Origin of the sequence: Parenemella sanctibonifatiensis (genome assembly GCF_002250565.1) — a bacterium.
Classification (GTDB): domain Bacteria; phylum Actinomycetota; class Actinomycetes; order Propionibacteriales; family Propionibacteriaceae; genus Parenemella; species Parenemella sanctibonifatiensis.
In genome coordinates, this window is sequence record NZ_NMVJ01000006.1 from 561,965 (window position 1) to 575,811 (window position 13,847).

General features: G+C 67.3%; 10 protein-coding genes. 5 read left to right on the forward strand and 5 right to left on the reverse strand.

The window, feature by feature from the left end; translation table 11 throughout:
- Positions 1-23: 23 nt before the first annotated feature.
- Both CGZ91_RS07195 and lpdA read right to left on the reverse strand, forming a co-directional pair.
- Positions 24-434, reverse strand: a complete 411-nt coding sequence (locus tag CGZ91_RS07195) for a (deoxy)nucleoside triphosphate pyrophosphohydrolase (protein WP_094449889.1) — start codon at positions 432-434, stop codon at positions 24-26.
- 49 nt (positions 435-483) lie between these two features.
- Positions 484-1,881 carry a dihydrolipoyl dehydrogenase gene (gene lpdA, locus CGZ91_RS07200; RefSeq protein ID WP_094453778.1) on the reverse strand — a complete coding sequence of 466 codons (1,398 nt, stop codon included), beginning with the start codon at positions 1,879-1,881 and terminating at the stop codon, positions 484-486.
- Between the two features lie 107 nt (positions 1,882-1,988).
- Here lpdA and CGZ91_RS07205 point away from each other — a divergent pair, with 107 nt between their 5' ends.
- From CGZ91_RS07205 to CGZ91_RS07215, 3 genes are all read left to right on the forward strand, one after another.
- Entirely contained in the window at positions 1,989-3,518 is a 1,530-nt protein-coding gene (locus tag CGZ91_RS07205; protein WP_094453780.1) for a helix-turn-helix domain-containing protein, read from the forward strand.
- Positions 3,519-3,562: 44 nt separating this feature from the next.
- Positions 3,563-4,315 (forward strand): glycerophosphodiester phosphodiesterase family protein, encoded by a 753-nt coding sequence (locus CGZ91_RS07210; RefSeq protein WP_094453782.1) that lies wholly within the window; start codon positions 3,563-3,565, stop codon positions 4,313-4,315.
- Between the two features lie 130 nt (positions 4,316-4,445).
- Positions 4,446-4,781 (forward strand): RNA polymerase-binding protein RbpA, encoded by a 336-nt coding sequence (locus tag CGZ91_RS07215; protein WP_094449893.1) that lies wholly within the window; start codon positions 4,446-4,448, stop codon positions 4,779-4,781.
- A gap of 90 nt (positions 4,782-4,871) precedes the next feature.
- On the opposite strand, the gene CGZ91_RS07220 is transcribed toward CGZ91_RS07215, so the two are convergent.
- Positions 4,872-5,906, reverse strand: a complete 1,035-nt coding sequence (locus CGZ91_RS07220; protein WP_094453784.1) for an acetylxylan esterase — start codon at positions 5,904-5,906, stop codon at positions 4,872-4,874.
- 61 nt (positions 5,907-5,967) lie between these two features.
- Complete coding sequence (locus CGZ91_RS07225; RefSeq protein WP_094453786.1) at positions 5,968-7,644, reverse strand: RNA polymerase sigma factor; 1,677 nt, start codon at positions 7,642-7,644, stop codon at positions 5,968-5,970.
- Between the two features lie 262 nt (positions 7,645-7,906).
- Here CGZ91_RS07225 and CGZ91_RS07230 point away from each other — a divergent pair, with 262 nt between their 5' ends.
- Together CGZ91_RS07230 and CGZ91_RS07235 are read left to right on the forward strand one after the other, a co-directional pair.
- A complete protein-coding gene (locus tag CGZ91_RS07230; RefSeq protein ID WP_094449906.1) occupies positions 7,907-8,869 on the forward strand; it encodes a sigma-70 family RNA polymerase sigma factor in 963 nt (320 codons plus the stop codon).
- A gap of 133 nt (positions 8,870-9,002) precedes the next feature.
- Positions 9,003-9,902 (forward strand): PAC2 family protein, encoded by a 900-nt coding sequence (locus CGZ91_RS07235; RefSeq protein WP_094453788.1) that lies wholly within the window; start codon positions 9,003-9,005, stop codon positions 9,900-9,902.
- Positions 9,903-9,926: 24 nt separating this feature from the next.
- On the opposite strand, the gene hrpA is transcribed toward CGZ91_RS07235, so the two are convergent.
- The gene (gene hrpA / locus CGZ91_RS07240) at positions 9,927-13,829 is read right to left on the reverse strand and encodes an ATP-dependent RNA helicase HrpA (RefSeq protein ID WP_229116481.1); all 3,903 of its coding nucleotides are present in this window, start codon (positions 13,827-13,829) and stop codon (positions 9,927-9,929) included.
- Between the last annotated feature and the right edge of the window lie 18 nt (positions 13,830-13,847).

The window sequence follows — 13,847 nt, forward strand, 5'->3', positions numbered from 1 at the left end:
GCCCGGCAGGGGCGTACGCCGGGTCAGTCCCGACCGGATTCGGGCAGCCCGGTGCGCTGGATCTGCTCGATGATGACGTGGTCGGCGGGCAACCATTCCACCTCGTGCAGTTCGTCGACCGCCAGCCATCGGATCTCGTCGTGGGAGCCGGTCGGATCGGGTTCACCGGAGGTGGTGGCCCAGTAGAGCCGAAGCCGCAGGCCCGGGTTGATCTGCCACCAGGTCCCCACTTCCGGGCGCAACTCAGCGTGCACCTCGACCTGGAGCCGCAGCTCTTCCTGGAGTTCGCGCTGGGCGGCAGCGCGAGCGGTCTCCCCCAACTCGACCTTGCCGCCGGGGAACTCCCACAGCCCGGCCACGGCCGGTGGGCCGACGCGCCGGGCGGCCAGCACCCGACCGTCGCGCACCACTGCCGCTGCCGCTACCTGTCGCATCTGCAGCCCCCGGGGCCGGGAGCACCTCCCGGCTGAGTGGGCGTACGCATCACAGATTGATCATGTGGCCCGCGATCCCCTCGACGGCCTCCTTCAGGGCCTCGGACAGGGTCGGGTGGGCATGAATGTTGCGGGCCACCTCGTCGGCGGTGAGGTCCCACATCTGCGCCAGCGTCAGCTCGGGCAGCAGTTCGGTGACCTCGGGACCGATCATGTGGGCGCCGAGCAGTTCGTTGTGCTCGGCATCGGCGACGACCTTCACGAAGCCGGTCGCGTCTCCCAGGCCGTGGGCCTTGCCGTTCGCACTGAAGGGGAACTTGGCGACCTTGACGTCGTAGCCCTTGTCCTTGGCCTGCTGCTCGCTGTAGCCGAACGAGGCAACCTGGGGCTGGCAGTAGGTCGCCCGTGGGATCATGTCGTAGTTGATCGACTGGGTGTCGGCGCCGGCGATGGTCTCGGCGGCAACCACGCCCTGGGCCTCGGCGGTGTGGGCCAGCATCAGCTTGCCGGTGACGTCACCGATGGCGTACACACCCTCGACATTGGTGCGCATCCGCTCGTCGATGGCGATGGCCTTGCGCTCGGTGGTCTCGACGCCGGTGTTCTCCAAGCCGTAACCCTCCAGACGCGGCGCGAAGCCGACCGCGGAAAGGAACTTGTCGGCGGTCAGGACCTGCTCCTCGCCGCCGGCTGCGGGCTTCACGGTCACCTCGACCGAGCTGCCGGTGTCCTTGACACCCTGCACGGCGGTCGAGGTCATCAGCTTCACGCCGAGCTTCTTGTACGCCTTGGCGAGCTCGGCGGAGATCTCGGCGTCCTCGGTCGGGACGATCCGGTCCAGGAACTCCACCACGGTGACGTCGACGCCGTAGTTGGCGAGCACGTAGGCGAACTCGATGCCGATCGCACCGGAGCCGGCGATGATGATCGACTCGGGCAGGTTGTCGGTCATGATCTGCTCTTCATAGGTGACCACGCGGTCGCTCAGTTCGACACCGGGGAGCATCTTGGTGGTGGCGCCGGCGGCAATGATGACGTTGTCGGCGGTCAGGGTCTCGCTGCCCTTGTCGGTCTCCACCTGCAACGTCTTCGCGTCGGTGAAGGTGGCCCAGCCGTTGTACTCGGTGACCTTGTTCTTCTTCATCAGGTAGTGCACGCCCTTGACCATGCGCTCGGACACGCCACGGCTGCGCTTGAACGCTGCACCGAAGTCGAAGCTGACATCGCCCTCGATGCCGTAGGTCTTCGCCTCCTTGGTGAAGATGTGCGACAACTCAGCGTTGCGCAGCAGCGCCTTCGACGGGATGCAGCCGACGTTGAGGCACACGCCGCCCCAATACTGCTTCTCCACGATGGCAACCTTCAGCCCGAGCTGAGCAGCGCGGATGGCGGCTACGTATCCACCCGGGCCGGCGCCCAGGACAACGACGTCAAAGTGTGCGGTCATGGCCCTCACTCTAGTGGCTTCCGACGACCCCTCGGGCACGGCATCGTCAGCCCCGACACACCCCGATGCCAGTTGAGTACATCTCATGTGTGAGTTAATGTCGAGGGGTGACGACGACTGAAACTTCTCCCGCCGCCATCGGCACCCTGATCCGGGAGGCCCGCAAACAGCGCGGCCTCACGCAGCAGGAGTTGGCCGATCAACTCTCGACCTCCCAGAGCGCGATCGGGCGGATCGAGGCCGGCAAGCAGAATGTGAGCCTCGACATGATCAACCGGATCGCCACTGCACTGCAGGCGCCGCTGATCACGCCGGGTCCCGGCGGCCCGATGAATCTGCGCATCACCGGAGGTCACCAGCTGTCGGGCAGCATCGAAGTCCGGTCATCCAAGAACGCCGCGGTTGCGCTGCTGTGCGCCTCCCTGCTCAACAAGGGCCGCACCGTACTGCGTGGCGTCGCCAAGATCGAAGAGGTCAACCGGATCCTCGAGGTGCTGTCCAGCATCGGCGTCAGCTACGAGTGGAGCGGTGACCAGCTCACCATTCAGCGCCCCGCTCAGCTCAATCTGGCGGCGATGGATGTCGACGCCGCCCGGCGCACCCGCAGCATCATCATGTTCATGGGCCCGCTGCTGCACTCCTACGAGGAGTTCTCGCTGCCGTACGCCGGTGGCTGCGACCTGGGCGCCCGGACCATCGAGCCCCACCTGCAGTCGCTGCGCCGCTTCGGCCTGGAGGTGTTGGCGACCGAAGGTTTTTACCGCGCCAGCGTGGACACCAGCCGCGCCGGCGAAACCCGTCAGGTCGTGCTGACCGAACGCGGCGACACCGTCACCGAAAACACCCTGATGGCAGCGGCGATGTCGCCGGGCACGACGATCATCCGCAACGCCTCGCCCAACTACATGGTGCAGGACCTGTGCGCCTTCCTGATCGAGCTCGGCGTCCAGATCAAGGGGCTGGGAACCACCACCCTGGAGGTCACCGGCGTCGAGTCGGTCGACACCGATGTCGAATACTGGCCCAGCGAGGATCCCATCGAGGCGATGAGCCTCATCACCGCCGCAGTGGTGACCGAGTCCGAGCTGACCATCACCCGGGTGCCGATCGAGTTCCTCGAGATCGAGCTGGCGGTGCTGGCCGAGATGGGGCTGCGCTATCACATGACCCCGGAGTACACCGGCCACAACGGCCTGTGCCGACTCGTGGACCTGACGATCCATCCCAGTGATCTGACCGCGGCGATCGACAAGATCCACCCGATGCCCTTCCCCGGCCTCAACATCGACAACCTGCCCTTCTTCGCGGTCATTGCGGCGTCGGCCAACGGCCGCACCATGATCCATGACTGGGTGTACGAGAACCGGGCGATCCATCTGGTCGAGCTGAACCGGCTCGGCGCCCGGGTGGAGTTGCTGGACCCGCACCGGATCGTGGTGACCGGCCCGACCCGCTGGCGGGGCCAGGAGATCATGTGCCCGCCGGCGCTGCGCCCCGCGGTGTGCCTCTTCCTGGCGGCGCTCGCAGCACGCGGCACCTCGGTGCTGCGTGATGTGTACGTCATCAACCGCGGCTACGAGGACCTGCCCAACCGCCTCAACGCTCTCGGCGCCCAGGTCGAGGTCTTCTACGACTGAGAGGGCCATCGGGTGACACCGGGGCCCGCCTCTAGGCTGGCCCCGTGAAGCCCTACTTCGACGCGCCCTTCGTCGCGCTCGCCCATCAGGGCGGGCCGGCGTACGGTCCCAATCGCGGCCGCCCCAACACGCTGGCGGCGTTCCGGACCGCCGTCGATCTCGGCTACACACATCTCGAGACCGACGTCCACGCCAGCGCCGAGGGGACCGTGTGGATCCACCACGACCCCACGCTGGCCGATGGCCGCGCGATCGCTGACCTGAGCGATGCCGAGCTGACGGGAGCGAGGGTGGGTTCCGAACCGGTGCCGACCCTGGCCCAGGCGCTGGAGGAGTGTGCCCAGGCCCGGTTCAACATTGACCTGAAAGCCGCCGGTGCGGTCGCGCCGGTTGCTGAGGTCATCCGCCGGTTCGGCGCCGAGCACCGGGTCTGTGTTGGCGCCTTCTCCAATGCCCGACTGCGACAGTTCCGCCGGCTGCTGCCCCAGGTGGCGACATCGGTCGGGCCGATCGGGGTCGCGTACGCCGCATGGCTCCCGGTGGCGCCTCGGCTGGCGCCACCCGCTGGCGACGCCTTCCAGATCCCCCAGAGCCACCGGATCGGACCGGTACGGGTGCCCACCCTCACCGAGCAGTTGGTCGCCAATGCGCATGCCCGCGGCCAGCAGGTCCACGTGTGGACCATCAACGACGAGGCCACCATGGAGCACCTCATCGATGCCGGGGTCGACGGCATCGTCACCGACGCGATCGAGGTGTTGGCAACGGTGCTCCGCCGCCGCAGGCTGTGGCCCTGACCGCTCGGTGGCGCGGCACGCCACCCCTCCACCGGCTCGCTGCGGGCCCTCGCTAGGCTGGCGGCACCGGGAGGCAGGGGTCCGGGAATGATCAGCGCCCGTCAATCGTTGACGGGTTGAGGAGGGTGACATGGCAGACCGTGCACTTCGAGGTTCAGGCTTGGGCAGCAGAAGCTTCGAGGACGAGACCGGGATCGAGTTCGCCTCGCGCCAGGAGATCGGCTTCGACTGTCCCCGTGGCCACCATTTCGAGCTTGCCTTCGCCGAGGAGGCTGAGCTCCCGACCCAGTGGGAATGCCCGCGCTGTGGACAGCCGGCATCCCGTTCCGATGGCTCCGAGCATCAGGCGAAGGAAACCAAGCCGGTTCGGACCCACTACGACATGCTGCGTGAGCGGCGTTCCATCCCCGAGTTGGAGGAGTTGCTCTCCGAGCGGCTCGACCTGCTGCGTGACAAGAAGGACTGACGCCGACACCAACCAGCACCACTGAACGACACAGCAACGCAGAACGCGGGCCCCTCGGGGTCCGCGTTCTGCGTTGAGGCAACCCGCCCGTCAGCGCGCCAAGAACTCCTCGAACGCGTGCGCGACCTCGGCCAAGTGCGCCTGACTCTCGGGCCAGTCGCAGTGGCCACCGGGGACCACCAAGTGCTCAGCGTTGGGAAAGGAGTTCGCAACTGCGAACTGGCCCGCCGGCGGCACCGCCGGATCCCACTGCGCCGTGCTGCACAGCACAGGCTGGGTCGCCCGCTTCGCGGCGGTGGCGGCATCGAAGTACGCCAGCACCTCCAACACCTCGGGATGGTCGGCGTGATGGCGGGTGACCGAACTGCCGCTGCCGCGGCAGGGCAACGTGACCCGCAACGGCTGGTTGCCGAAGGTGGGCACGCTGAAGGCCGCTCGCTCGAATCGCCGGTCGATCATCGCCAAGGATCCGATGCCACCACCAAAGCTGCCGCCCTGCAGTGCCACGATCTCCGGCTTGGCCCCCAGTGCCCCCAGCAGTCCCAACAACGCGGTGTTCGCCACCCAGACATCGGCCACACAACCGCCGATGACATAGCTGTCCCGTGACTCGATGCCGTGCAGGACGTGTTCAGTGCCCATCGCCTTGATTTCAGGGTCCAACGACAGGGTCGGCTGGCCGCGCAGCACCGGGAAGATGACGGCCTCCCCCGGGCGTACATCTGCGACCGGCGCGTCGGTTCGTCCGCCGTACCCGTGCAACACAGTCTTGGCGATGCGGACCTCACCGTCGCGTGGCAGCACCACCCAGCAGCCGATTCGTCGACCGCCGACCGAGGCGAAGGTGCCCTGGTAGCGGATGAACTCGGGAGAGCCGTTGACCTCCTGGATCTGCAGGTCGGGATCAACGCCAAGCGCCTCGGCCAGCCGCCCCGCCCAGAAGTCATCGAAGTCGGCAGGTTCGGTCTCCGGCGCGCCGACCTGCAGCAGATCCTCCAGCGAGTAGCCGTGGCTGGCGTCGGGATAGTCGGCCCAAGTGCCGCTGTCGATCACACCGTCGCGGTACCACTGCTCATAGGGCGGTTCGGCCGGACCAATGATCCGGACTCGGGTGTGCAACTCCATCGTCATCCTCGTTCAGGCGTACGCCGCCGGTCAGGTTGACCGGCGGCACGCAACCAGCACATCAGTCCAGATAGTCGCGAAGGACCTGCGAGCGCGACGGGTGCCGCAGCTTGGACATGGTTTTGGACTCTATCTGGCGGATCCGCTCTCGGGTGACGCCGTACACCTTGCCGATCTCGTCCAGCGTCTTGGGCTGACCGTCGGTGAGCCCGAAGCGCATCGACACCACGCCGGCTTCACGCTCGGACAGCGTGTCGAGGACGTCGTGCAGCTGCTCCTGGAGCAGCGTGAAGTTGACGGCCTCAGCGGGCACCACTGCCTCGGAGTCCTCGATCAGGTCACCGAACTCGGAGTCGCCGTCCTCACCCAGCGGGGTGTGCAGCGAGATCGGTTCGCGGCCGTACTTCTGGACCTCGACGACCTTCTCCGGGGTCATGTCGAGCTCCTTGGCGAGCTCCTCCGGGGTGGGTTCGCGGCCCAGATCCTGCAGCATCTGCCGCTGGACCCGCGCCAGCTTGTTGATGACCTCGACCATGTGGACCGGGATCCGGATGGTGCGGGCCTGATCGGCCATGGCACGGGTGATGGCCTGCTTGATCCACCAGGTCGCGTAAGTGGAGAACTTGTAGCCCTTGGTGTAGTCGAACTTCTCGACCGCACGGATCAGGCCGAGGTTGCCTTCCTGGATCAGGTCCAGGAAGAGCATGCCGCGGCCGGTGTAGCGCTTGGCCAGTGACACCACCAGGCGCAGGTTGGCCTCAAGCAGGTGGTTCTTGGCCTTGCGACCATCATCGGTGATCCACTCGAAGTCCTCGACGTCGGCGGTCTTGACCTTGGCCGAGGGATCGTTGAGGCGCTCGTCAGCGAACAGACCGGCCTCAATGCGCTTGGCGAGCTCGACCTCCTGCTCAGCGTTGAGGAGGGCGACCTTGCCGATCTGCTTGAGGTAGTCCTTGACCGGGTCGGCGGTGGCGCCAGCAGCCATCACCTGCTGCTCGGGTTCGTCGGCGTCGTCGGCGTCACTGAGCGAGAAGCCTTCCTTCTCAGTGATCTCCTTCTCGTCCTTGGCGGCCTCGGCAGGGCTGAACTTGGACTCGTCGACATCGTCCAGGGTCCGCTTCTTGCCGACCGTCAGGACCAGCTCGTCGCCCTCGAGCTTGGCTTCGACCTCTTCACCAGCAGCGGCCTTGTTGAGCAGGTCCTGCTTGGTAGTGGCGCGGGCAGGCTTGCGGGTGCTCGTCGACTTGCCAGCGGCCGACGTGGCAGCAGTCGTTGACTTGGCCGCAGTGGTCTTTGTCGCGGCGCTCTTCGTCGCAGTGGTCGACTTCGCCTTGGCAGCAGTGGACCGGGTGCTCGTCGTCTTGGCTGCGGTGGTCTTTGTCGCGGCCGCCTTGCTCGCCGTGGTCTTGGCAGCTGTCGACTTGGCTGCGGTCGACTTCGCGGGAGTGCTCTTCGAGGCGCTGCTCTTGGCCGCGGTGCTCTTCGATGCGGTGCTCTTCGATGCAGTGCTCTTCGATGCAGTGCTCTTCGATGCAGTGCTCTTCGATGCAGTGCTCTTGGCAGCCGTGCTCTTCGTGGCAGTCGTACGCGTGGCAGGCTTCTTCGCCGCCGTTGCACCGTTGGCAGCTGACCGCGAGGTCGTCGAGCTCGCTCGCCGCGTCGCCGGCTTGGCTGCCGACTCGCTGGTTGCGGCCTGCGCGGCGCTCTTGCTGGTTCCTCCTGCGGAAGCGGGTGTCACAAGCGACCTCTCCGTGAAGCGATGGCGGACACCTGGAATCGGTGCCCAATTCTGGGCAGGATCTGGCCAAACGAAGTCAAGACCCCGACTCGCTCATCCTGCCACGGGTACCCAAACGGTGCGAATCGAAACGTCGCGGCGTACGACGGTAGTCGTAGTCGGGGTCACTTCGACCGGCACCGTGGGCACAATCTGCGCAGCCGGGAACCTTTTGGCCGACGTTGGCGTTGTACCGGGTGAAGCGTCAACGAAAGGGATACTGATGGCCGTCACCACTACGCGTCGGATCCGAGCAAACGATGGAATTGAAGGCAAGGACGCGGTCGGGCTCTACCTCGAGGAGATCGCCAAGACTCCCCTGCTGACAGCAGCCGAGGAGGTCGACCTGGCCCAGAGGATCGAAGCAGGGCTGTACGCCCGCGCCATCCTTGACGGTACCCTCACCACCAAAGAACGCGGTGGCCGCAAGGCAGTCAAGGCCACGGTGGAGGAACTCTCCCAGCTCGCGGAGGACGGCGAGCAGGCGGTACAGCAGTTCATCCGCGCCAACCTGCGACTGGTCGTCTCGGTGGCCCGCAAGTACGGCCGCGCCCAGATGCCGTTGCTGGACCTGGTCCAGGAAGGCAACACCGGCCTGATCCGGGCGGTCGAGAAGTTCGACTACGCCAAGGGCTTCAAGTTCTCCACCTACGCCACCTGGTGGGTACGCCAGTCGATCAGCCGCGGCATCGCCCAACAGGGCCGCATCGTCCGACTTCCGGTGCACGTCGCCGAGCAGGTCAACCAGGTCACCGCGGTACGCCGCACCCTGGAGCGTCGATTCAACCGCGAGCCCGAGGTCGAGGAGATCGCAGCCGAGCTGGATCTCGAACCCGAGCGCGTGCTCGACCTGATCCGGTACGCCCGTGACCACGTCAGCCTGGATGCGCCGGTCGACGAGAACGGTGAGACCGCCCTGGGTGACCTGATTGCCCGCGAGCCGTTGCCCGGCCCGGACGAGATGGTGCTGGACGCCGAGGATCGGGCCCGCCTGGACGGCATGCTGTCCAATCTGGATGAGCGTTCCGCCGACGTGGTACGCCGGCGCTACGGCCTGATGGACGGCCGGCAGGCCAAGCTCGCCGACATCGGCACTGTCTGGGGGATCACCGCCGAGCGGGTTCGCCAGATCGAGCGCCAGGCGATCGCAACGCTGCGCAACAGCAGCGCCTTCGAAGCCGCCTGAGCCACTCCCTTTCGCACACATACGCCGCGAGGTCGTGCCGACCTCGCGGCGTACCTGTGTCCGGACCCGTGACTCCGGACCGCCGGCGTCAAGGTCCCCGGGCCGGCTGGGGTCACCCATTAGGCTGGCCGACATGCTGGATCCGCGTTCGCTCTATCAATTCCTCCCCGCAGCCCAGGAGTTCATGGGCGACGGAGAGCCGCATGCGCTGGTCCACCTGCTCACCGGTTATGTCGACGCCGGGCACGTGCCGCAGGTGTTGACCGAATATCTGCTGCAGCACTGTGAGTCTGAGGTGTTGGTCCGCTTCGACCACGACCAGCTCCACGACTACCGCTCCCGCCGCCCCGCGGTCACCCTCCACGGCAATCGCTTCACCGCGCTCGATCCGGGCCGTGAGCTGACCCTGTGGCGGCTCCGGGACCTGTCCGGCGCCAGCTTCCTGCTGCTCGCCGGCCCCGAACCCGACACCCAGTGGCAACGGACCGATGCGGCGCTGCACCAGATCATCGAACGCCTCAACATCACCACGGTGGTGTCAGCCATCGGCGCACCGATGCCCGTGCCACATTCGCGCCCGACCACTGTCAGCGTGGTCTCGGAAGATCCGGGCCGGCAGACCTCGGCGGCGCTGACCGATGACCCGCTGGAGTTCCCGGCCTCCTTCGACGTCGCCTTCCAGCACGGACTGGCCGAGCAGGGCGTGGCGGCATGGATGTACGTCGCTCATGTACCTCATTACCTCACCCAGGCGCCGTTCATGCAGGCGACCTTGGCCGTCGCCGAGCAGCTCAACACCGATCTTGACCTGCAACTCCCACTCGGGCACCTGCGCGACGACGTCACCGACAACCTCATTGCGGTCAACGCCGAGCTCAACGTCACCCCCGAGGCCCAGGAAGTCGTGCAGCGCCTCGAGGATCGCCATGACCGGCTCCACGACGAGGGGATCGAGGACGAGGCCGACCTGCCCTCGGCCGACGACATCGCCCAGGAGTTCGAACAGTTCCTGCGCGAGCGCGACGGCGACTGAGCCAGGCGCCGCAGTCGCCCAACCTCACAGCTGCGCCGTGAGTTCCTCGATGCGCTTCAGCAGTCGTTTCCGCGACACCGTTTCACGCGTGCCAAGTTGCTGGGCGAAGGTGCCGACCCGCAGTTCCTCGATCAGCCAGCCCAGCTCGACGACGTCGGCCGGCAGCGGGCCGGGTGGGCAGGCAACGCACAGGTCGGCGTACGCATCCTCGACCGCCATCACGTTGTCGTAGCTCTGACTCTCCCGCGCCGGGCTTGCCTTGGCCTGCTCGATCCGATGCCGTGCCGCCTTCAAATAGCGTGGAATCTCCGCACGCCACGGCAGCGGGATCGAGCCGAGGAAACCGTCGAACACCAGGTTGGGCAGTTGCTGGCCCAGGTCGTCGGCCAGCAGGGACAGCGAGGCGGGCAACGTCGTCGCTGCCTCGCTGACCTCGCGGTGCAACTCGATGGCCTCGCCGGCACCGTTGACGATCGCCTGCATCCGGTCCGCGTTGGACGCCCGGACCCGATCGGCGAGCTCGGTGAAGCTGGCTTGGTCGCGTACGCCGGCGATGTCGGCTGCAGTGATCCCGTCACCGACCGCTGCCAACCTCGCGTCAGCCAACAGGTCAGGCACTGAGGCGTACGGGCCGGTGCCGAGGGCCAGCTTGGTGCGGGCGCTCAGGTTGGCCACCACCCATCGGGTCGGGTCGGGGGTGTTGAGCTGGACCAGTCGCCGGATTCCGTCGGCGTGGAGTCGACGCTGTTCGGCTTGGGTGGCGCAGACCCTGACCTCAACGGCGTCACCGACATCCACCAGTGCGGGATGACCGACGGTGCCGCCCTTGCCGCGCACCTCGGTACGCCAGCTGCCGAAATCCCAGGAGGTGGCGCGCTGGGTGCGGACCGGGGCGCTGCGGGTGAGCCGGTCCCCCAGCTTGGCGGACAGTCGACGCTGCAGTTCGGGCAGATCCTTGCCGCGGGCGATCTCCCCGCCTTCATCGGTGATGACGAAACCGATCCGGAGGTGGTCATCCACCTCACCCCAGCCACTCACCCGCTCGCCGCCGGCGCGGACCAGGGCATCGGACAGTTCGGCAGTCAGCGGCCGATCCGTCGGCTCAGCGGGCAGTTCTGCCAGCGCCTTCGCGGTCCAGGCCGGCGCCGGAACGAACTGGGTCCGCTCTCGTTTCGGCAGCGAGCGCAACAGCGCCAGCACGAGTTCGCGGCGCAGGCCCGGCACCTGCCAGGTGAACGGAGCCGCCGGAATCTGCGGCAGGACGCCGAGCGGGATGTGCACCCAGGCACCGTCACGGTCGCGGCCCGGCGCGAAGGTGTAGTCGACCGCCAGATCGTGTCCGGCCGCGGTCCAGCGGTCCGGGAATCCGCGGGTGTCCACCCCGTCCTGTGCGAGCAGGTCCTCCATCGTCAGGTCCAGCAGGTGGGGATCCTGATCCTTCCACCACTTGTCGAAGCTCGCGCTGGAGCTCACCTCGACCGGGATGCGGGCCCGGTAGAACTCCAGCAGCTGCTCGTCGCCGACCAGCAGGTCGCGGCGCCGAGTCCGTTCCTCGAGCCGGGCGGCTTCCTCACGGAGCTCCCGGTTGCGGGCGAAGAACGCGTGTCGGGTGTGCCACGCCTGCTCGACCAGCGCGGACTGCAGGAAGATCTCGTGAGCGGCTGCCGGGTCGATCCGGGCGTAGTTGACGCCGCGACCACTCACCAGCGGCACCCCGAACAGCGTCACCGTCTCCGACGCCCGCACCATCCCCTGCCGTTGGGCCCAGTGCGGTTCGCTGTGCTGGCGTTTCACCAGGTCACCGGCAGCGGACTCCACCCAGGTGGCTTCCACCGGCGCCACCGTCTGGGCCCACAACCGCGTGGTTTCGACCAGCTCGACCGCCATCACCAGTTCCGGGGTGGCCTTGGCCAGGCTCGATCCCGGGTTGATCGCGAACCGCACGCCGCGAGCCCCGAGATACTCTGCCGGGCCGCGACGCCGGTCGCGGCGACCGCGGGGTTTGGCGGAGTTGTGGGAGTGATCGCGTTCCTCTGGCAACCGGTGCCCGATGTGGGACAGCAGCCCCGGCAGCACTGCTCGGTGCACCTGGTCGATGCTGGCGGGCTGTTCGTTGCTGGGCAGGTCCAGGTCGCGGCTGATCTCCTGGAGCTGGTTGCGCAGGTCCTGCCATTCCCGGATCCGCAGGAAGTTGAGGAACTCATCGCGGCACATCCGCCGGAAGGCGTTACCCGACAAGGTGTGGCGCTGTTCGCGCAGATAACTCCACAGCCGCAGCAGTGCCGCCAGGTCGCCGGAGGCCGGCTCGGCCACCTGCTCGGTGGTCCGGTCCTGACGAGGTCGACCCCTGCCGCGCCGGTTGCCGCCGGTGGTGCGGCGTTGTCGCGCCGACGCGGTCGCCTCGTCGATGCCGGCAACGCCGAGGTCGCTGAGCAGGGTTGGTTCGAGGAAGCGGCGGTGCGCCGTGTCGGCTTCCTCACGGCGTTCGGTGGGACGCTCGCGTACGTCGGGGATCGCCAGGGCGGCGACCAGCACCTGTACCTCGTGGAGGCAGCCCTCGCGGGCGCCGCCGACCAGCATCCGGGCCAATCGCGGATCCAGCGGGATCCGGGCCAGCTGCCGTCCGATCCGGGTCAGGCGTACGCCCTCACCGGCGGCTTCCTTGGCTGAGGCAAGTGCGCCGAGTTCCTCCAGCAATCGCAGACCGTCGGTGATCTGGCGGCTGTCGGGCGGTTCGACGAAGGGGAAGGTGGCGATGTCGCCGAGCTCAGCCTGGGCCATCTGGAGGATCACCGAGGCCAGGTTGGTCCGAAGGATCTCCGGTTCGGTGAATTGCGGTCGGGACTCGAAGTCCTCCTGGTCGTAGAGCCGGATGCAGATGCCATCAGCGACGCGGCCGCAGCGGCCGGCGCGCTGGTTGGCCGAGGCCTGGGAGACGGGTTCGATCGGCAGCCGCTGCACCTTGGTCCGGGTGGAGTAGCGCGAGATCCGCGCGGTGCCCGGATCGATGACGTAGCGGATGCCCGGCACCGTCAGGGAGGTCTCGGCGACGTTGGTGGCCAGCACGATCCGGCGAGCATGGTGGCGAGTGAAGACCCGGTGCTGTTCGGCAGCCGAGAGTCGGGCATAGAGCGGGATGATCTGCAGACCCGGTTCCACCCGTTCCAGGTGAAGCGATTCCAAGGTGTCGGCGGCATCGCGGATCTCCCGTTCGCCGGACAGGAAGACCAGAATGTCGCCGGGGCCCTCACGGCGCAGCTCCTGGACTGCCTGGGCGATGCCGTCGGTCTGGTCCAGGGTCTCTTGGGCGACCAGAGTGCCGTCATCGTCGCGCAGCTCGGTGGTGAGCGGGCGATAACGCATCTCGACCGGATAGGTACGCCCCGACACCTCAACGATCGGAGCGTCGCCGAAGTGCTGAGCGAATCGTTCGGTGTCGATGGTGGCCGAAGTGATGACGATGCGCAGGTCTGGTCGGCGCTGGCTCAGCAGCTTCAGGTAACCGAGCAGGAAGTCGATGTTGAGGCTGCGTTCGTGGGCCTCGTCGATGATGATGGTGTCGTAGCGGCGCAGGTCCCGATCGTGGGCAATCTCGGCCAGCAACACACCGTCGGTCATCAGTTTCACCGCGGTGTGCCGGCCCGCCTGTCGAGTGAAGCGGACCTGGTAGCCGACTTCCTCGCCGAGCGAGACCTCCATCTCCTCGGCGATCCGTTCGGCGACGCTGCGCGCGGCCAGCCGACGCGGCTGGGTGTGGCCGATCGCGCGGCGGCCAGCCTGCAGGCAGATCTTGGGGAGCTGGGTGGTCTTGCCCGAACCGGTCTCCCCCGCCACCACGACCACCGGATGTTCGGCGATCAGGTCGGCGATCTCCTGGGCGCGGGCGGCGATCGGAAGGTCGGGGTTGACCTCGAGCCGGCCCTTCACCGGCCGGCTGCGGGGCGA

Bases quoted from the DNA above. Each gene is read 5' to 3' on its own strand.
- CGZ91_RS07230 (WP_094449906.1), top strand. From the start codon at position 7,907: ATGGCCGTCACCACTACGCGTCGGATCCGAGCAAACGATGGAATTGAA.
- CGZ91_RS07235 (WP_094453788.1), top strand. From the start codon at position 9,003: ATGCTGGATCCGCGTTCGCTCTATCAATTCCTCCCCGCAGCCCAGGAG.
- lpdA (WP_094453778.1), bottom strand. From the start codon at position 1,881: ATGACCGCACACTTTGACGTCGTTGTCCTGGGCGCCGGCCCGGGTGGA.
- CGZ91_RS07195 (WP_094449889.1), bottom strand. From the start codon at position 434: ATGCGACAGGTAGCGGCAGCGGCAGTGGTGCGCGACGGTCGGGTGCTG.
- CGZ91_RS07220 (WP_094453784.1), bottom strand. From the start codon at position 5,906: ATGGAGTTGCACACCCGAGTCCGGATCATTGGTCCGGCCGAACCGCCC.
- CGZ91_RS07215 (WP_094449893.1), top strand. From the start codon at position 4,446: ATGGCAGACCGTGCACTTCGAGGTTCAGGCTTGGGCAGCAGAAGCTTC.